The sequence below is a fragment of the Campylobacter cuniculorum DSM 23162 = LMG 24588 genome, from assembly GCF_002104335.1.
Taxonomy (GTDB): domain Bacteria; phylum Campylobacterota; class Campylobacteria; order Campylobacterales; family Campylobacteraceae; genus Campylobacter_D; species Campylobacter_D cuniculorum.
The window spans coordinates 613,608-633,010 of sequence record NZ_CP020867.1 but is presented as its reverse complement, the minus strand read 5'-3'; the positions used below and the strand labels follow the sequence as shown (position 1 = coordinate 633,010).

Annotated in this window: 14 protein-coding genes and 5 tRNA genes; 4 read left to right on the top strand and 15 right to left on the bottom strand. The window is 34.3% G+C overall.

The window, feature by feature from the left end; all coding sequences use genetic code 11:
- Positions 1 to 11: 11 nt before the first annotated feature.
- The 15 genes from rpoC to CCUN_RS03145 all read right to left on the bottom strand — a co-directional run bounded on the left by rpoC (position 12) and on the right by CCUN_RS03145 (position 13,759).
- Positions 12 to 4,562, bottom strand: coding sequence for a DNA-directed RNA polymerase subunit beta' (gene rpoC, locus CCUN_RS03215; RefSeq protein WP_027306280.1), 4,551 nt, complete (start codon positions 4,560 to 4,562; stop codon positions 12 to 14).
- Positions 4,555 to 8,688 carry a DNA-directed RNA polymerase subunit beta gene (gene rpoB / locus CCUN_RS03210; RefSeq protein ID WP_027306281.1) on the bottom strand — a complete coding sequence of 1,378 codons (4,134 nt, stop codon included), beginning with the start codon at positions 8,686 to 8,688 and terminating at the stop codon, positions 4,555 to 4,557. The genes rpoC and rpoB overlap by 8 nt, the downstream gene beginning before the upstream one ends.
- A gap of 109 nt (positions 8,689 to 8,797) precedes the next feature.
- Positions 8,798 to 9,172 (bottom strand): 50S ribosomal protein L7/L12, encoded by a 375-nt coding sequence (gene rplL / locus CCUN_RS03205; protein ID WP_027306282.1) that lies wholly within the window; start codon positions 9,170 to 9,172, stop codon positions 8,798 to 8,800.
- Positions 9,173 to 9,183: 11 nt separating this feature from the next.
- A complete protein-coding gene (gene rplJ / locus CCUN_RS03200; protein ID WP_027306283.1) occupies positions 9,184 to 9,663 on the bottom strand; it encodes a 50S ribosomal protein L10 in 480 nt (159 codons plus the stop codon).
- A gap of 143 nt (positions 9,664 to 9,806) precedes the next feature.
- Complete coding sequence (rplA, locus tag CCUN_RS03195; protein ID WP_027306284.1) at positions 9,807 to 10,508, bottom strand: 50S ribosomal protein L1; 702 nt, start codon at positions 10,506 to 10,508, stop codon at positions 9,807 to 9,809.
- A 54-nt stretch (positions 10,509 to 10,562) separates the two neighbouring features.
- Positions 10,563 to 10,988, bottom strand: coding sequence for a 50S ribosomal protein L11 (rplK, locus tag CCUN_RS03190; protein WP_027306285.1), 426 nt, complete (start codon positions 10,986 to 10,988; stop codon positions 10,563 to 10,565).
- 32 nt (positions 10,989 to 11,020) lie between these two features.
- A complete protein-coding gene (gene nusG / locus CCUN_RS03185) occupies positions 11,021 to 11,554 on the bottom strand; it encodes a transcription termination/antitermination protein NusG (protein WP_027306286.1) in 534 nt (177 codons plus the stop codon).
- Between the two features lie 10 nt (positions 11,555 to 11,564).
- Positions 11,565 to 11,744, bottom strand: a complete 180-nt coding sequence (gene secE / locus CCUN_RS03180) for a preprotein translocase subunit SecE (protein WP_027306287.1) — start codon at positions 11,742 to 11,744, stop codon at positions 11,565 to 11,567.
- 17 nt (positions 11,745 to 11,761) lie between these two features.
- A tRNA-Trp gene (locus CCUN_RS03175) sits at positions 11,762 to 11,837 on the bottom strand.
- 11 nt (positions 11,838 to 11,848) lie between these two features.
- Positions 11,849 to 12,007 (bottom strand): 50S ribosomal protein L33, encoded by a 159-nt coding sequence (gene rpmG, locus CCUN_RS03170; protein ID WP_027306288.1) that lies wholly within the window; start codon positions 12,005 to 12,007, stop codon positions 11,849 to 11,851.
- A 52-nt stretch (positions 12,008 to 12,059) separates the two neighbouring features.
- Complete coding sequence (gene tuf, locus CCUN_RS03165) at positions 12,060 to 13,259, bottom strand: elongation factor Tu (RefSeq protein ID WP_027306289.1); 1,200 nt, start codon at positions 13,257 to 13,259, stop codon at positions 12,060 to 12,062.
- Positions 13,260 to 13,333: 74 nt separating this feature from the next.
- Positions 13,334 to 13,408, bottom strand: a tRNA-Thr gene (locus tag CCUN_RS03160).
- A gap of 73 nt (positions 13,409 to 13,481) precedes the next feature.
- Positions 13,482 to 13,558 (bottom strand) — tRNA-Gly (locus CCUN_RS03155).
- Positions 13,559 to 13,560: 2 nt separating this feature from the next.
- Positions 13,561 to 13,646 (bottom strand) — tRNA-Tyr (locus tag CCUN_RS03150).
- Between the two features lie 37 nt (positions 13,647 to 13,683).
- A tRNA-Thr gene (locus CCUN_RS03145) sits at positions 13,684 to 13,759 on the bottom strand.
- Between the two features lie 764 nt (positions 13,760 to 14,523).
- Here CCUN_RS03145 and leuA point away from each other — a divergent pair.
- The 4 genes from leuA to leuD are packed head-to-tail and all read left to right on the top strand — an operon-like array spanning position 14,524 to position 19,161.
- Positions 14,524 to 16,074, top strand: coding sequence for a 2-isopropylmalate synthase (leuA, locus tag CCUN_RS03140; protein WP_027306290.1), 1,551 nt, complete (start codon positions 14,524 to 14,526; stop codon positions 16,072 to 16,074).
- Positions 16,071 to 17,159 carry a 3-isopropylmalate dehydrogenase gene (gene leuB / locus CCUN_RS03135; protein ID WP_027306291.1) on the top strand — a complete coding sequence of 363 codons (1,089 nt, stop codon included), beginning with the start codon at positions 16,071 to 16,073 and terminating at the stop codon, positions 17,157 to 17,159. The genes leuA and leuB overlap by 4 nt, the downstream gene beginning before the upstream one ends.
- Positions 17,152 to 18,558, top strand: a complete 1,407-nt coding sequence (leuC, locus tag CCUN_RS03130) for a 3-isopropylmalate dehydratase large subunit (RefSeq protein ID WP_027306292.1) — start codon at positions 17,152 to 17,154, stop codon at positions 18,556 to 18,558. The genes leuB and leuC overlap by 8 nt, the downstream gene beginning before the upstream one ends.
- Complete coding sequence (leuD, locus tag CCUN_RS03125) at positions 18,559 to 19,161, top strand: 3-isopropylmalate dehydratase small subunit (RefSeq protein WP_027306293.1); 603 nt, start codon at positions 18,559 to 18,561, stop codon at positions 19,159 to 19,161.
- The last annotated feature ends 242 nt before the right edge of the window (positions 19,162 to 19,403 follow it).

Below are 19,403 nucleotides of genomic sequence, written 5' to 3'. Positions count from 1 at the left end.
AAATTCATTTATCATTGTTCTTTAATTTTAAATTTTTGCTCACTATAAAGCCCTGTTCCGACAGGAATTATACGACCTAAAATCACATTTTCTTTTAAATCTTCAAGATAATCAAATTTACCTGCTATACTCGCTTCGGTTAGAACTTTCGTTGTTTCTTGGAATGATGCTGCAGAAATCACACTATCACTTCCAATGGCAGCTCGAGTAACACCTAATAATACAGGCTCTGCAATGGCAGGTTCTCCTCCCATACGAAGAATTCTTTCATTTTCTTCGATAAATTTACGTCTTGAGATTAAATCTCCTTCAATAAATTTAGTATTTCCGCTATCGACAACCCTAACTTGTCTTAACATTTGAGAAACAATCACTTCTATATGTTTATCAGAAATAACAACCCCTTGTCCTCTATAAACTTGCTGAATTTCAGAAATAAGATAATGATGCAAGGCTTTTTCCCCTAAAATTTTAAGCACATCATGACTTGAAACAACGCCATCAGTAAGCTTTTCACCAGCGTGAATGAATTCACCATCTCTAACTTGAATGTGCTTTGATTTATCAATCAAATACTCCACACTTGCACCATCTTCAGCTTGTATAATAATCCTTTCTTTAGAACGTAAAGGCTTATCAAAATGCACCACTCCATCGATTTCGGCAATGACTGCGGCATTTTTTGGTTTTCTTGCTTCAAATAATTCAGAAACTCTTGGCAGACCACCTGTAATGTCTTTAGATTTTGCAACCGCCTTCGGAGTTTTTGCTAAAATATCTGCTTGTTCAACTTTGCTGCCATCTTGGACAAAAATAACCGTTTTTGGCTCCAATTGATACCGAACAACTTTATCGTCTTTACCGGCTACAAGCAAGGTCGGTCTTACTCCGCTTGGCAAATATTCATTAATCACCAAAGAACGTCTTCCAGTGGCTTCATCAATTTGTTCATCTGCACTATAACCTGCTTCAATATCCTCAAAACTCACAACACCCGAAATTTCAGCGATAATGGTATTATTATAAGCATCCCATTCTCCAATGATGGTTTTTTCTTTTTTAGATGCACTTGCAATGATTGTATTTGGATCATCAATATAAGTGCTATCATTGAATTCTATCTTAGATTCTCGCGGAATATAATGCCTTTTAGCCTCTCTATCATTCTCATCAGCAATCACAACAAAGAAACCTTTTTCCTTGACAATATCGCCTTTTTTGATATTTCTCACTCTATCAAGTCCATCGCCTTTTAAAATATAAAATTTCAAAGTGCCTTTCTCACCTGCTTTGATATTTTGCACAACCGGGTCCCCATCTTTGACTAAAATTTCACTTGCAAATGGGATACGATTAGGGATATTCCAACCTTCCTTAATCACCTCTACTATACTTTCATTTTCATTGACTTCACTTCCATTTTGATAAGGCAAATAAAATTTTCCATCAATACTTCCACTCACACCTGCGAGCTCATTTGGTTTAGCCAAATCATATTTTCTTAAGATAAATTTGCTTTCTTGCTCTTTATTTCTAATGCAAACAATAATATCCTCATGAATGCTTTCTACGCTGATAACACCTTTAAATGGGGCTTTAATCTTTGGTTCAACAAGCAAAATGGCTGCGTTTCTACGATTTGCGACTATATTCTTGCCCTCTTTATTTTTATAGGTCTTAAGATTGTAAAATCTTATGAAACCTTCTTTTTGAGCACTGACTTGTCTGTCTTGTAAATCTGTACTTGCCGCACCTCCGCTGTGAAAGGTTCTAAGCGTGAGTTGAGTACCGGGCTCACCAATGGATTGTGCTGAAATGATACCCACAGCCTCACCCGGTCTTACAAGTTTTCCCTCGCTAAGATTGATACCATAGCATTTAGCACAAATTCCTTTTTTCGCCTTACAAATGATAGGAGTGCGTATATTAACACTTTTGACTCCACTTTCAGTTAAAATCCTTGCTTTTTCTTCATCAATCAAAGTTCCTTCAGTAAAAATAACCGAATTTGTGATAGGATCAATCACATCTTCAGCTAAAATTCTGCCCAAAATTCTTTCTTCTAAGGTTTCAATAATGGAGCTATCGGCAGTGATTTCATTAATCTCTACGCCCTCATGTGTCCCACAATCTTCAATCGTAATTTTTACATTTTGAGCCACATCGATGAGCTTTCTTGTCAAATAACCTGCATTAGCCGTTTTAAGAGCAGTGTCAGCCAAACCTTTTCTGGCTCCGTGAGTTGAGATAAAATACTCAAGCACATTTAAACCCTCACGAAAATTTGAGATGATAGGAGTCTCAATAATTGAACCATCAGGCTTTGTCATAAGCCCTCTCATCGCTGCAAGTTGAGAAATTTGTGCTGCACTCCCTCTTGCACCAGAATCAGCCATCATATAAATAGAATTAAAGCCTTCCTTGTCCTTTTCAATCAAATTCATCATTCCCTTTGAAAGAATGTTATTTGTGCTTTTCCAAATGTCTATAATTTTATTATATCTTTCGATTGAAGTGATTAAACCAAGATTATAAGAATTTTGAATTTCTCTGACTTGTTTTTTCGCACTATCAATGGCTTTTTGTTTGTCATTTGGGACAATAATATCTGCGATTGAAATAGAAATTCCAGCCTTAGTTGCGTATTCAAAACCTAAATTTTTAAGCTTATCTAAAAAACTTGCCGTGATTTGAAGTCCGCCTTGCTTATAGACATAATCCACCAAAGCAGCTATATCTTTTTTCTTAAGAATTTTATTCCAGCTGTGTTCAGGCACAAAATCAGGTAATATGGATTTAATGATTAAGCGTCCCGCAGTGGTTGTAATTTTGCGTCCATCGACTATTGTTTGTATGCTTGCATGGATATCTAAACATTTTGCTTCTAAAGCCATCATCACTTCATCAATGCCCGTGCAAATTTTATGTGCTCCCTTAGCTCCAATTTTTTCCAAAGAAAGATAATAAATTCCTAAAACCATATCTTGAGAAGGCACAGCAACAGATTTTCCACTTGCAGGCAATAAGATATTCATTGAAGAAAGCATTAAAACTTTGCATTCTGCAATAGCCTCTTGAGAAAGAGGAACATGAACTGCCATTTGGTCTCCGTCAAAATCCGCATTAAATGCTGCACAAACCAAAGGATGAAGTTGTATTGCCTTACCTTCAACCAAAACAGGATGAAAGGCTTGTATAGAAAGTTTATGCAAGGTTGGGGCACGGTTGAGCATAACAGGATGTCCCTTAACCACTTCTTCAAGGCATTCCCAAACTTCATTAGTTTTATTTTCTATCATTTTTTTAGCTTGTTTTACTGTGGTTGCATAACCCTTTTCTTCAAGCTTTGCTAAAAGATGTGGTTTGAAAAGCTCTAAAGCCATTTTTTTAGGCAAACCACATTGATCCATTCTAAGTTTTGGTCCCACAACAATAACACTACGACCTGAAAAATCCACTCTTTTACCGAGCAAATTTTGTCTGAAACGTCCTTGTTTTCCTTTAATGATTTCACTTAAGGATTTTAGAGGTCTTTTATTAGCACCTTTAACAGCATTAGCCCTACGTCCATTGTCAAATAAAGCATCGACAGCTTCTTGAAGCATTCTTTTTTCATTTCTTATAATAATCTCTGGAGCATCAAGTTCTATAAGTTTTTTAAGCCTTGTATTGCGATTAATAACCCTACGATATAAATCATTCACATCAGAAACCGCGAATTTTCCTCCATCTAAAGCAACCAAAGGACGCAAATCAGGCGGTAATACCGGTAAATTAGTTATCATCATCCATTCAGGACGATTTGGAACGGCTTCATCGCTGTTAATATCGGCATTTAAATTGCTATTAAGAAAATTTTCAACCACTCTAAGTCTTTTAATAATAGTCTTTTTCTTTGCTTCAGAGCTTGTGGCTTGCATTTCAGTTTTAAGCTGATTTAAAAGAGAAACAAGATCTAAATTTGCAAGCAAATCACGAACAACTTCACCGCCCATTCTGGCTTTAAAACCGCTATTTTCATAACGTTGTATCAAGCTTTGATATTGCTCTTCGTTTAAAACATCGCAAAATTCAACTTTTTTAGTATTTTCATTATCATAATACGCATCTCCGGGGCTTTCAACAATATAAGCTTCATAATAAAGCACTCTCTCTAAGTCTTTCATCTTCACACCCAAAAGTGTGCCAATACGACTTGGTAAAGAATTAACATACCAAATATGTGCTACAGGTGTTACAAGCTCAATATGCCCCATTCTTGAGCGACGTACCTTAGAATTTGCAACTTCAACTCCGCATTTTTCACATTTAACGCCTTTAAAACGCATTTTTTTATATTTTCCGCAAAGGCATTCATAATCGCGAATCGGTCCAAAAATTTTCGCACAAAATAATCCATCTCTTTCTGGTTTTAAGGTTCTATAATTGATTGTTTCAGGCTTTTTTACCTCTCCATAAGACCAAGATTTGATTTTTTCAGGACTTGCAAGTCTTAATTGAAAAGCCTCAAAATCTCTAGGTCTTGTTTCTTCTTTGATTTCTATGATTTTAAATTTACTCATTATCCTCGTCCTTATCAAAAATCTCAACATCTAAAGCAAGAGATTTAAGCTCATTGGTTAAAACAAAAAAAGTTTCTGGAATTCCCGTAGCTGGGACATTCTCTCCCTTAGTCAATGCCTTATAAGCACTAAATCTTCCCTCAACATCGTCTGATTTGATTGTCAGCATTTCTCTTAAAGTATGAGCCGCACCATAAGCTTCTAAAGCCCAAACTTCCATTTCTCCAAATCTTTGCCCACCAAATAAAGCTTTACCTCCGACGGGTTGTTGAGTTACAAGACTATAAGGTCCCGTGCTTCTTGCATGGACTTTTTCATCGACTAAGTGATGAAGTTTTAACATATACATACAACCTATATGGACTCTTTCAGCAATCTTTTCTCCCGTGCGTCCATCATAAAGCTCGGTTTTTCCGTCCATATCAATCTTAGCCATTTCGAAAAGTTTGCTAAATTCTTCTATATTAACACCTTCAAAAACAGGAGTGGCAAATTTCACTCCCTTACTCCAATCCCTTGCATAATTTAAAAGCTTTTCATCGTTTAAATTTTTAATGAATTCTTTTTCCTTTGCAAGTCTTGGAATGGAACAAATTTCAAGCATTTTTACTCTTAATTCTTTGATGAAATCTTTTTGTTTTGCATTAAAAATCTCTTGAATTTGTTCTCCTAGTCTTAATCCTACAAGTCCTAAATGGCTTTCTAAAATTTGCCCTATATTCATACGACTTGGGACGCCGAGAGGATTTAAGGCTATATCCACGCTCTTTCCGCCCGGAAGATAAGGCATATCCACTTCTGGAACTATGGTTGAAACTATGCCTTTGTTTCCGTGTCTTCCTGCCATTTTATCGCCCACTTTGAGCTTTCTTTTTGTTGCAATATAAACCTTAACGAGTTTAACAACCCCACTCGGTAAAATATCATCTTTTTCTAAAATTTCAAGCTTTTCATCGTGTTCAACCTTGAGTTTTTTCTTCTCATTTTGGAAATGATTTTTTAAATCTTCATATTGTTTTTGCACTTCTTTAGAATAAGCTTTAATGAAAGTTGTCAAGGTAAAACGATTGATTTTTTCAAGATCTTTTATATCAACCTTTTGCCCTTTTTTATAATCTTTGTTATTAATCTTTTGAGCCGAATTCAAAGGAGATTTTGCCAAAAGAGCACAAACTCTTAACATTTCTTCTCTATCCATCATCAAAAGCCTATCGTGATGTTCCTTTTCTAAAGACATTTTTTCTTTATCGTAAGCTTCTTTTGCCCTTTTATCTTTCTCATAGCCTTTTTTAGTGAAAATTTTAACATCAACAACCACTCCCTCTAAAGAAGCTGTGGCGTATAAAGATTTATTGACTACATGTCCGGCTTTCTCACCGAAAATCGCTCTTAAAAGTCTTTCTTCTGGAGTAGGTTTAACCTCACCTTTTGGAGAGACCTTGCCGACTAAAATCATACCCGGCTTTATATGAGTTCCTATTTTTGCGATACCACTTTCATCAAGATGAGCTATATCCTCTTCTTTAATATTTGGAATGTCTTTAGTGATTTCTTCTACCCCATCTTTTAATTCTCTCGCTTCAATCTCTTTTTCATAAATATGCACACTTGTAAAAACATCTTCGCGTATAATTCTTTCACTCACGACAATGGCATCTTCGTAATTATAACCATTCCAAGGCATAAAAGCTATAAGAGCATTTTTACCGATAGCTAATTCCCCTCCATCCATACTTGGACCATCAGCTATAATCTGCCCTGCTTCAACGACATCACCCTTTTTAACGATAGGATATTGAATGTAATTTGTATTTTGATTCGTTCTTAAATTCTTTTCCATAGTATAATGGTCTATAAAGGGACCTTTCTCATCCTCGCCTAGGATGAAAATACTTTTATTATCAACCTTTTCAACCACTCCACCGCGTTTAGCCTTAATGGCTTCCCAAGCATCTCTTGCAATAATCTTTTCCATTCCTGTCCCAACAATAGGAGCATTAGAGATTAACAAAGGCACAGCTTGACGTTGCATATTTGAACCCATTAAAGCCCTGTTAGCATCATCGTGCTCTAAAAAAGGAATGAGAGAAGCAGCCACTCCCACAACCATACCAGAACAAAGATCGATTAATTGCACTTCTTCTCTTTTAACCAGCATCGTTTCGCCATCTTGTCTTGCTTCGACAAATTCTTCTATTATATTGCCTTTAGCATCAATTTTTGTTGAAGCTGGAGCTATGAAAAGTCCCTCTTCTTGCGTAGCGGTCAAATACACCACTTCATTGCTTATTTTACCATTAATCACTTTTTTATAAGGTGCTTCAACAAAGCCTAAATCATTGACTTTTGCATAAGTTGAAAGAGTATTAATCAAACCTATATTTTGCCCTTCTGGCGTTTCAACCGGACAAATTCTTCCATAATGAGTTGCATGGACATCTCTTACTTCAAACCCTGCTCTTTCCTTGACTAATCCTCCTTCACCAAGTGCAGACAAACGACGTTTATGAGTCACCTCGCTCAAAGGATTGGTTTGGTCCATAAATTGAGAAAGCTGTCCGCCTGTAAAAAATTCAATGATAGTTGTTGTAATCATCTTTGGATTAATCAAATCATAAGGCATAACCTTATCAAGCTCTGTATTTAAAGAAGTGAATTTATCTTTAATCGCCTTTTGCATTTTCACAAGTCCTAAATGAAGCTCATTTGCTAAAAGCTCTCCTATGGCTCTGACACGACGATTGCCTAAATGGTCTCTATCATCAATATGCCCTTTGCCATTTTTAACCTTAATGAGATATTTTGCGGTTTTAATAATGTCCTCATTGGTTAAAACGGTCAAGTATTCAGGCACATCTAAACCAAGTTTATGATTCATTTTCATACGACCTACTTTAGTTAAATCATATCTTTCCGGATTGAAAAACAAATCATTCACAAAAGCTCGTGCAGCGTCTTTTACCACAGGTTCTCCCGGACGCATCACCTTGTAAATTCTAATTGCAGCTAAATCATTTTCATCTTCTATGTTTTCACTTTGTTTAAGTAATTTTAAAGTTTCATTATCTTGAGCAAAAGAATTGATAATCGCTGTATCAACGCCATTTGCTAAGTCATTTGCAATCTCAAAGCTCTTTTGCTCTTTAATTTTTGCTAATTTACTTTCATCGATTAAAGTAAAAGAATCAAATAAAAGCTCTCCGCTTTGTTTATCGATGATAGGACTTGCTAAATAACGATTGATAAGCACTTCAACAGGATATTCTATCCATTTTAAACCATCTTTTAAAAGCTGCTCTGCTTTTTTTCTTGTCAGTCTTTTACCCGCTTGATGGACAACCTCACCTTTTTCATCTTTAATATCATATTCTATTCTATCCATAAAATCATTAGGATTGAATTCAGTTAAAAATTTATCTTTCTTTACAATTATAGTTTGAATAGGATAAAAAAGTTTGATAATATCTTGTTTTTTATATCCTAAAGCCCTAAAAAGCATAGTAACAGGAATTTTTCTTCTTTTGTTAATCCTTACATAAAGCACATCTTTTGCATCGTATTCAAAATACAGCCAAGAACCTCTATCAGGGATAATTTGTGCTGTATAAACAAGTTTATTTGCAATGGTAGAACTCGCTTCTTCTTTAAAAATCACACCCGGACTTCTGTGTAATTGATTCACTACAACTCTTTCAACGCCGTTGATAATGAATGAAATTCTATCCGTCATTAATGGAATTTCTCTTATATAAATTTCTTGCTCTTTAATATCTTTTATACCTACTTTTTCACCGGTTTTATCATCTCTTTCATGTAAAGTGAGTCGAATTTTCATTTTTAAATTTACTGAATAAGTCAAACCCCTTTCCATACATTCTCTTATAGTATATTTTGGCTTACCTATCTCACTACTGACATACTCCAAACTTAAACGATTTTGCGGGTCATGAATAGGAAATATAGATTTAAATACTCTTTCTATACCGCTTTCGCTACCATTGTTATTGAAATTTAAAAAATAATCAAAACTTGCTTTTTGTAATTGGAGAAGATTAGGAATTTCTATTTGTTTTGAAACATTTGAGAAATCTACTCTTAAACGATTTCCTAATTTATTATCTAACATATTGCATATACCTCGTGGTAAATTTTGTAAATTTAAAAAAGAAGACCTAAAAACTTAGGCAAAAAGAAGATTTGAAATTTCAAACCTTCTCAAACATTTATAAAACAACTTATTTAAGCTCAACCTTAGCACCAGCTCCTTCAAGTTGTTTCTTAGCTTCTTCAGCATCAGCTTTAGCCATACCTTCTTTTAGAGTAGAAGGGGTTTGCTCTACCGCATCTTTTGCTTCTTTAAGTCCAAGTCCTGTTAAAGAGCGGACAATTTTAATGACTTCAATTTTCTTAGCACCACTATCTGTTAAAACCAAATCAAATTCTGTTTTTTCTTCAGCTGCGGCAACAGCACCTCCTCCGCCTCCACCTGCTACAACAACAGGAGCTGCAGAAACACCGAATTTTTCCTCAAATTCTTTTACTAGTTCTGATAATTCAAGAACACTTAAATTTGAAATATACTCTAATACATCTTCTTTAGTAATTGCCATTTTTTATCCTTTTATTCTGATTCTTTTTTATTTTTGAGTGCATTTAAACCTATTGTAAAATTTGTAATAGGTGCATTCCAAACTTGCAAAAGCATAGCAAGCAACTCATTACGCGAAGGCATCTTAGCAAGAGCTCTAACCTTAGCAATATCTGCGATTTCATTTTCTATGAAGGCGGTTTTAATTTGGAAAAATTCATTATTCTCTTCAAATTTAGCAGCCACTTTTGAAACATTAAGATAATCTTCACCCCAAAGATAAACATTCGTATCTTTAAGTTCTAAACCTTTTTTATCGGAATTCTCAAGTGCAATACGAGCTAAAGTATTTTTAATGATTTGAACTTTAACATTGTTTTCTCTCGCATTATTTCTTAACTCTTCAAGTTTTTTCGTGCTTAGACCTTTATAGTTACAAACCACGATAGCTTCACTCGCTCTAAAACCTTCTTCAAGTTTTGCAACGATTTGAATCTTTTCACTTTTGGTCATACTTTCTCCTTTCCGATTTGAGATTTCAAGCAGAGCGGAATCATCCAATTAAGCTTACGCCTCGACTATCTCCAATCTAAAATAAACATCTCAAAGAAAAAAATTCACTCAAATGTCTATTTTAAGAGCTGCGTTTGCAACTCTTATTTCATATCTAAAAGTTCTTGAGTTTCAAGCTTTAAAGAAGGACTCATTGTTAAAGATAGGGCTGCATTTTTAATATATCTGCCTTTTGCAGCTGCAGGTTTATGCTTATTGATTGCTTTTACAAAACTTGAAATATTTTCCCAAAGCTGCTCTTTAGAAAAGCTTACTTTTCCAAGCCCCGCATGGATATTGCCTTGTTTATCAACGCGAAAATTAACCTGTCCGCTCTTAGCATTATTTACCGCTAAAGCCACATCCATAGTTACAGTGCCGGTTTTTGGATTTGGCATTAGACCTTTTGGTCCTAAAATGCGTCCTACTTTTCCTACAAGTCCCATTAAATTTGGAGTAGCAATTAACACATCAAAATGAATATTGCCTTTTTGAATTTCTTCAACCAAATCATCACTTCCAACAATATCTGCTCCCGCATTTTTAGCCTCATCTGCCTTAGCATCTTTTGCAATCACAGCTACGCGAACTTTTTTGCCTGTCCCCGCAGGTAACACGACAGAACCTCTAACCATTTGGTCTGCATGTCTTGGATCAACATTGAGTTTAAGAGCAAGTTCAACCGTTTCATCAAATTTAGCAGAAGCTAAAGTTTTTACAACTTCAATTGCTTCATTTAAAGCATAATTTTTACTTGAGTCAATCTTTTGAGATAATTCTTTTAATCTTTTTGTTATTTTAGCCATTTTTTTCTCCGCATTTTAAAGTGCTACCACTTTTACCTAAGTGGTAAAGGAATATCAATCGACAATTTCAACACCCATAGATCGAGCTGAACCAGCAATAATCTTTGCTGCTTGTTCTTTGTCTTTAGTGTTTAAGTCTGCAAGTTTTTTTTCAACTATATCTAAAACTTGACTACGCGTTAATTTACCCACTTTATTTTTAAGGGGATTATCCGCACCTTTACTGATACCTGCTGCTTTTTTGATTAAATCTGTAGCAGGGGGTTGCTTTGTAATAAAAGTAAAACTTTTATCCGCATAAACAGTGATGACAACAGGAATATTAAAACCTGCCATATCTTTTGTTCTCTCATTAAAAGCTTTACAAAATTCCATAATATTAACACCCTGCTGTCCTAAAGCCGGACCGACAGGAGGTGATGGATTCGCCTTTGTGGCTGCAATTTGCAATTTAATTTCTCCTACAACTTTTTTAGCCATAACAAATCTCCTTTAAATATTTAAATCAATTTTCAAATAATTTTCTCAACTTGAGAATATAAAATTTCTACCGGCGTTGAGCGTCCAAAAATAGAAACATTAAGCTTTAACAAACCGCGTACCATGTCGTATTCTTCTACCATACCTGTAAAATTTGCAAAAGGTCCTTCGATGATTCTGACATTTTCTCCTGTTTCAAAAGAAATTTTAGGTTTAGGTGCAGATTTATTATGAGCTTTTTCTAGGATTAAATTAATATCTTTTTCACTCAAAGGAGTAGGCTTTTTAGACTCTCCAATAAAACGACCAACCTTTGGAAGAGATTGAATGCGATGCCAGAGTTCTGTATTTAAATCAAGATTTGCAAAAACATAACCTGAATACAAACTTCTTTCACTAATTTTTTCTTTTCCATTCTTAAATTCAATCACATCTTCAGTTGGAACAACGATTTCTTTAAGTCTTTCTTCAATCCCATTGTCTTTAACCAAATTTTCAATTGCTCTTTTTACAGCCATCTCACTTCCAGCATAAGTTTGAATTGCATACCACTTATAAGTATTCATTAAATCTTCCTTATACAACCAAAGAAACAATGGAGGACATAATCCAATCAACCAATGCTAAAAATAAAGAAATCACAGTAACCACTATAAAAACAGCAAGATAAGCATTTCTTACCTGTTCTTTTAAAGGAAAAATTACTTTCCCTAATTCGACTTTTGACAATTTAAAATAAGTTATTAATTTTTCCATTTTTCAACCTCAAATTGTGGCAGGGCAAGAGGGATTCGAACCCCCAACCATCGGATTTGGAATCCGGTGCTCTACCGTTGGAGCTATTGCCCTAAGGCACAAGCTTAACTTTTTAATTTAACTTCTTTATGAAGCGTATGCTTCTTAAGTCTTGGGCAATATTTTTTTAATTCTAGCTTTTCAGTTGTATTTTTACTATTTTTATAAGTGCTGTAATTAATATCACCACATTCTTCACATTTTAAACCAATCTTCACTCTCATTGATTTTTCCTTAAAAAAATTAAGCCAAGTTCAACTTGGCTCTTTTTAAATTTTATTTAATAATCTTAGAAACAACACCAGAACCAACGGTTTTGCCACCTTCACGAATCGCAAAACGAGTCCCTTCCTCAAGAGCTACTGGAGCTATAAGGCTTACTGTGATTCTAACATTTTCACCCGGCATAACCATTTCTGTGCCTTCAGCAAGTTTGATAGAACCTGTAACATCGGTTGTTCTAACATAAAATTGCGGTCTATAATTGTTAAAAAATGGAGTATGGCGTCCTCCCTCATCTTTATTTAAAATATAAACTTCTGCTTCAAAATCTGTATGAGGGGTAATTGATTTTGGTTTAGCAAGAACCATACCACGAATAACTTCTTCTTTTTTAGTTCCGCGAAGTAAAACGCCGACATTATCTCCAGCCTCACCTTGATCCATTTCTTTTCTAAACATTTCAACACCGGTAACAGTTGTAGTTTGAGTATCTCTAATCCCTACAATTTCAATGGTATCTCCTACTTTAACCACACCTTTTTCAATTCTACCTGTAACAACAGTTCCACGACCTGAAATCGAAAAAACATCTTCAATAGGCATTAAAAAATCTTTTTCAGTATCACGTACCGGAGTTGGAATATAACTATCGACTGCAGCCATAAGGTCTAAAACTTTTGCAGACCATTCTCCATCTTGTCCAGCTTTAGCTTCCTCCAAAGCTTTAAGTGCAGAACCCGCAATAATAGGAGTATCATCACCGGGAAAATCATAAGAACTTAATAATTCTCTAATCTCCATTTCAACGAGCTCTAAAAGTTCAGCATCATCAACCATATCAGCCTTATTCATAAAAACAACGATATAAGGGACGCCAACTTGACGCGAAAGAAGAATATGCTCTCTTGTTTGAGGCATAGGACCATCTGCAGCAGAAACAACAAGAATAGCCCCATCCATTTGAGCTGCACCTGTAATCATATTTTTAACATAATCAGCGTGTCCCGGGCAATCCACATGTGCGTAATGGCGATTGTCTGTTTCATACTCAATATGAGAAGTAGCAATCGTAATACCACGTTCTTTTTCCTCTGGAGCATTATCGATATTATCATAATCTTTAAGCTCTGCTAAACCTTTTCTTGATAAAACAGCAGAAATCGCAGCTGTCAAAGTAGTTTTTCCGTGGTCAACGTGACCGATAGTGCCGATATTCACATGTGGCTTGTTACGAGAAAATTTTTCTTTAGCCATTTTAATCCTCCGTATAAAAATTTAAATTTAAGCAAAGCAAGTCTATATCTATAAAAATAATTTTTTCAAATTTATGGAGCTCATAGCGGGAATTGAACCCGCGACCTCTCCCTTACCAAGGGAGTGCTCTACCTCTGAGCCATACGAGCGCTCAGAAAAATTATAAACAAACACAGACAACTTAGAGAGACTTGTAAGAATACAGCTCCCAGTTCTAAAATTTGGAGCGGGAAACGGGACTCGAACCCGCGACCCTCAGCTTGGAAGGCTGATGCTCTAGCCAACTGAGCTATTCCCGCAATGGTGGTGAGTCGTGGATTCGAACCACGGAAGGCGAAAGCCAGCAGATTTACAGTCTGCCCTCGTTGGCCACTTGAGTAACTCACCTAAAATTACTTTTATCTGGTCAAACACTGCTAAACTATGGAGCTGGTTAAGGGACTTGAACCCCCGACCTGCTGCTTACAAGGCAGCTGCTCTACCAACTGAGCTAAACCAGCATTTACAAATAAAACTATTATTATATCTTAAAAAAAAGCCTTTGTCAAGAAAACTGAACTAATTTTAGACAATATTTTTTAAATTCTGCATTTATATCATTTGCATTTTTTATAAATCTTAAATTTTGAAAATAATTTTTAGATATTTTTTTAAAACAAATGCAAAGTTTATAAATTATTATCATTATTACATAAAAATTATTATTTAATTTTCTTCATCTAATTTAAACTTGTATTCAAAAATTTTCTTATTAAAGATTAATAAATTTAATTTAAATTATCTTATAAAACAAATTATTTATTGTTATAAGTTTTTTAAGAAACAATCCTTTAGCAAAATTATTTTTTAAATTTATTTAAAACTTGTAACAATTTAATAATTGTGGTTTTTGTTTATACTTTTTCTTTAATTTTTGCTCTTTCTTTATTTCTTTTTAATATTTATCTTAAATAATAAAATTAAAAATTTAAATTCTTAATTATAATTTTAGTTGTCTTTATTATTTAGCAAAATTTTAATAATCTATTGATTAAGATTGTGATTGATTTTTATAATTAACCATATTTTTATTTATCATATTATTATTAAAAAATTTAATGTAAAATTTACTCAAAAGCTTAAAAAAGCTCAATTTATTTTTAAATTTTAGTAAAAATTTAGCTTATTATTAATAAAATCAAAGACTAAATTCCGTAATTTAAATGTTTAAAAAATTACGACAACTTTACTTTAAAAGAATTTAAAATTTTAAAAGGAGCAAAAGATGAAAGACAAAAAAATTATAATTTTTGATTCTACTTTAAGAGATGGAGAGCAAGCTTTACAGCAATCTTTAAGCCTCAATCAAAAACTGCAAATCGCTCTTGCTCTTGAAAATTTAGGTGTTGATGTCATAGAAGCGGGTTTTCCTGTTTCTTCACCGGGTGATTTTAATTCTGTTCAAAGCATAGCAAAAAATGTTAAAAATTCTATAGTCTGTGCTTTAAGTCGCGTTGTGGATAAAGACATAGATGCTTGTTATGAAGCTTTAAAGGTTGCCCAGCATTTTAGAATTCATACTTTTATAGCAACTTCTGATTTGCATATGAAAGATAAATTAAAAAAAGATTTTAATGAAGTTTTAATTATGGCACAAAACGCTATAAAAAGAGCAAGAAATTACACTGATGATGTGGAATTTTCTTGTGAAGATGCTGGAAGAACGCCTATTGATAATCTTTGTAAAATTGTTGAAGAGGCTATAAAAGCGGGAGCTAAGACGATTAATATCCCTGATACTGTAGGTTATACTTTACCTTATGAATTTGGAGAAATCATTAAAAATTTATTCAACCGCGTACCAAATATTGATAAAGCCATAATTTCTGTGCATTGTCATAATGATTTAGGTATGGCAACAGGAAACAGCCTTAGTGCAATAATGCAAGGAGCCAGACAAATCGAATGTGCAATGAATGGACTTGGCGAGAGAGCTGGAAATTGTGCTCTTGAAGAAGTGGTTATGGCGATTAAGACAAGGACGCAATTTTTAGATGGGCTTTATACAGATATTATCCACGAAAATATTGCCAAAACTTCAAAGCTTGTTGCAGCAATTTGCAATGAACCTGTGCCTTCACATAAAGCTATAGTAGGAAGTAATGCTTTTTCACATAGTTCGGGCATTCATCAAGATGGTGTGCTTAAAAACCGAGAAACTTATGAGATAATGACTCCGCAAAGTATAGGCATTAACGATAATAGAATGCTAATGACAGCAAGAAGCGGACGCCATATGATTAAAATTTGTCTTGATAATCTTGGTTATGCTGCAAATACCTATAATTTAGATGATGTTTATGCAAGATTTTTAAAACTTGCAGATAAAAAGGGACAGGTGTATGATTATGATTTAGAAGCCTTAATGTTTTTAAGTCAAGATAAAGAAGAACAAATGGGTTTTGTGCTCGAAAATCTTAATGTCATCAGTGGTGCTAAAGGGGTTATCCCTACTGCTTCGGTCAAAATGAGTATTGATGGAGAATTAAAAACAGAATCAAGCACAGGAAATGGACCTGTGGAAGCTGTGTTTAATTGCATTACAAGATTAACACAGATTGAATGTTTGCTTAAAAATTATAATATCAGTGCAAAAGGTTCAGGAGTTGATGCACAAGGACAAGTTGATGTTGATGTTGAATTTAAAGGCAGAAGATTCCACGGAAAAGGCTTATCTACTGATGTTATAGAGGCTTCAGCAGAAGCTTTTATAAGTGTTTTTAATGCAATCCATAGATATTTACTCATAGAAGATGTCAAAAGGAATGCAGGATGAATTCCTATAAAATAGCTGTTCTAGCAGGAGATGGTATAGGACCTTTGGTGATGAAAGAAGCCCTTAAAATTTTGGCTTTCATCGCTAAAAAATATAATTTTGAATTTGAATTTAAAGAAGCAAAAATAGGAGGAGCGTCTATTGATGCCTATGGGGTGGCTTTGAGTGATGAAACCTTAAAGCTCTGTGAAAATTCAGATGCCATCTTATTTGGTTCAGTTGGTGGTCCTAAATGGGATAATTTACCTATAGAACAAAGACCAGAAAGGGCTTCGTTGCTTCCTTTAAGAAAGCATTTTAATTTATTTGCAAATTTTCGTCCGGCAAAAATTTATGCAGGTTTGGAGCATTTATCGCCCTTAAAAGATGAAATTATTGCTAAAGGGGTGGATATTTTATGCGTAAGAGAACTTACGAGTGGAATTTATTTTGGAAAGCCAAGAGGTATTGAAAAGCAAAATGACGAATTTTATGCTTTTGATACAGAATTTTATAAAGAAAGTGAGATTAAAAGAATTGCTCGTGTAGCCTTTGAAAGTGCGAGAATGAGGAAAAAAAATCTTGTTTCAGTGGATAAGGCGAATGTTTTACAAAGCTCAATTTTATGGCGTAAAATTGTAGATGAACTTTCAAAGGAATACAAAGATGTAAGCCTCACTCATATGTATGTGGATAATGCGGCTATGCAACTGGTTAAAAACCCTTCTCAATTTGATGTAATGCTTTGCTCAAATCTTTTTGGTGATATACTCTCTGATGAAATGGCGATGATTACAGGTTCTATGGGTATGCTTTCTTCAGCAAGTTTAAATGAGAAGAAATTTGGGCTTTATGAACCTGCTGGTGGTTCTGCTCCGGATATTGCACATTTAAATATCGCTAATCCTATTGCACAAATTTTAAGTGCGGCTTTAATGTTAAGGTATTCTTTAGATGAAGTCAAAGCAGCCGATGAAATCGATAATGCAGTCTGCAAAGCCCTAGAAAAAGGGAATTACACAAAGGATTTAAATGCAAATTCTTATTTAAACACTGATGAAATGGGCGATGCAATTTTAAAAATTTTGGAGCAAAATTATGGGTAAAACTTTATATGAAAAGGTTTATGAGAGTCATATTGTTTTTGAAGCAAATAATGAAATTCCAACCCTTTATATCGACAGACATCTTATACATGAAGTAACGAGTCCTCAAGCTTTTAGCGGACTTAAACTTAGCGGACGCAAGATGGCAAGAGCAGATTTAACCTTAGCAACGATTGATCATGATGTATCCACGCAGAGTTCAAATTTAGAAGCCTGTTCAGCTATGGCAAAAGAACAAATTACAACTTTAATGCAAAATACCAAAGAATTTGGAGTTAAACTCTTTGGTTTAGGAGATAAAAATCAAGGTATAGTGCATATCATAGGACCTCAACTTGGCTGGACCTTGCCGGGTACAACTTTAGTTTGTGGAGATTCTCATACGGCTACACACGGAGCTTTTGGAGCTTTAGCTTTTGGCATTGGCACTTCGGAAGTTGAACATGTAATGGCAACTCAAACACTTAAACAAGCTAAACTTAAAACAATGAAAATCGAATGCAAAGGCAAACTTCAAAAAGGAGTTTATGCTAAAGATTTGATTCTTTATATCATAGGAAAGCTTGGTACAGCTGGAGGGACAGGGTATTGCATTGAATTTTGTGGCGAAGCCATTAAAGCCTTATCAATGGAAAGTCGCATGACTCTTTCAAACATGAGCATAGAACTTGGTGCAAAAGTTGGTATGATAGCTCCCGATGAAGTAACTTTTGAATACATTAAAAATAAAGAATTTGCACCCAAAGGCGAAGAATTTGAAAGACAAGTTAAGCTTTGGCAAAATTTAAAAAGTGACAAAGATGCAAAATTTGATAAAATTATAGAAATTGATGCGGATAAAATCGAACCTCAAATCACATATGGGACAAATCCGGCTCAAGTCATTGCAATCAATCAAAACATCCCAAGAGAGCAAGATTTTGATAATGCAGTGGATAAAAAATCTTTAAAAGATGCTTTAGCTTATGTAGGACTTAAAGAAGGACAAAAAATTGCAGGAGTGGAGATTGATATTGTTTTTATAGGTTCTTGCACAAATGGACGCATTGAAGATTTTAGAATTGCAGCGGAAATTTTAAAGGGTAAAAAGATTCATCCTGAAATCAAAGCCTTAGCTGTGCCGGGCTCTATGTGGGTTAGAGAGCAAGCACAAAGAGAAGGTTTGGACAAAATTTTTCTTGAAGCAGGTTTTGAATGGAGGCTTCCGGGTTGTTCAATGTGTCTTGCAATGAATGATGATAAAGCTGAATCAGGGCAAAGAGTTGCTTCAACTTCAAATCGTAACTTCATCGGAAGGCAAGGTAAGGGTTCTATTACACATTTAATGTCCCCTGCTTCAGCAGCAGCAGCAGCTATTGAGGGAAAAATTTGCGACCTTAGAAAATATTTAGGAGTTTAAATGGAAAAATTTATCACACATAAAGGTATAGCCTGTCCTTTAGAATACGCAAATATCGATACAGACCAAATCATTCCAAAGCAATTTTTACTTTCAGTTTCAAAACAAGGTTTTGGAAAGCATTTATTTCACGATTTGCGTTATTTAGACGATAAAGAAAGCGTGTTAAATCCAAAATTTAAACTCAATCAAACAGAATTTCAAGGAGCTTCTATTTTGGTTGCAAGAGATAATTTTGGCTGTGGTTCTTCAAGAGAACATGCACCTTGGGCCTTAATGGATTTTGGTATCAAAGTTGTCATTGCACCATCTTTTGCAGATATTTTTAAAAACAATGCTTTAGGAAATGGCTTACTTGTTGTGATTTTAAAAGAGGAAGAAGTGGAGTGGCTTATCACAAAGCTTAATCAAAACCCAGATAAAAACATAGAAATTTCACTCAAAGATAACAAAGTCTTGGCTTTTGATAAAGAATTTAGTTTTTTCATTGATGATTTTCATAAAAATTGTTTGCTCAATGGACTCGATAAAATCGATTTAACTCTAAAGCATGAAGAAGAAATAAAAAAGTACGAAGCACAGAGTAAAGTGTATTTGGTATAATTTTTTTGTTTTATAAATTAAATAATGCAGCTTATCTTAGTAAAACAAAGAGATATATTATCAAAAAATTTAACTTTAAAAACTAAAAATTAGCTTGTAAATCTTTGAGCAGACCTTATTTAATTAACAATGAATAGACTAAGAATTCATCAAATAAGATTTGAGAAAAAGTGTGGCAATGAAAGAAAAAATAAGAATTGTAGAACAAAATTTTAGAGTTTGAAAATTATATTAAAATACAA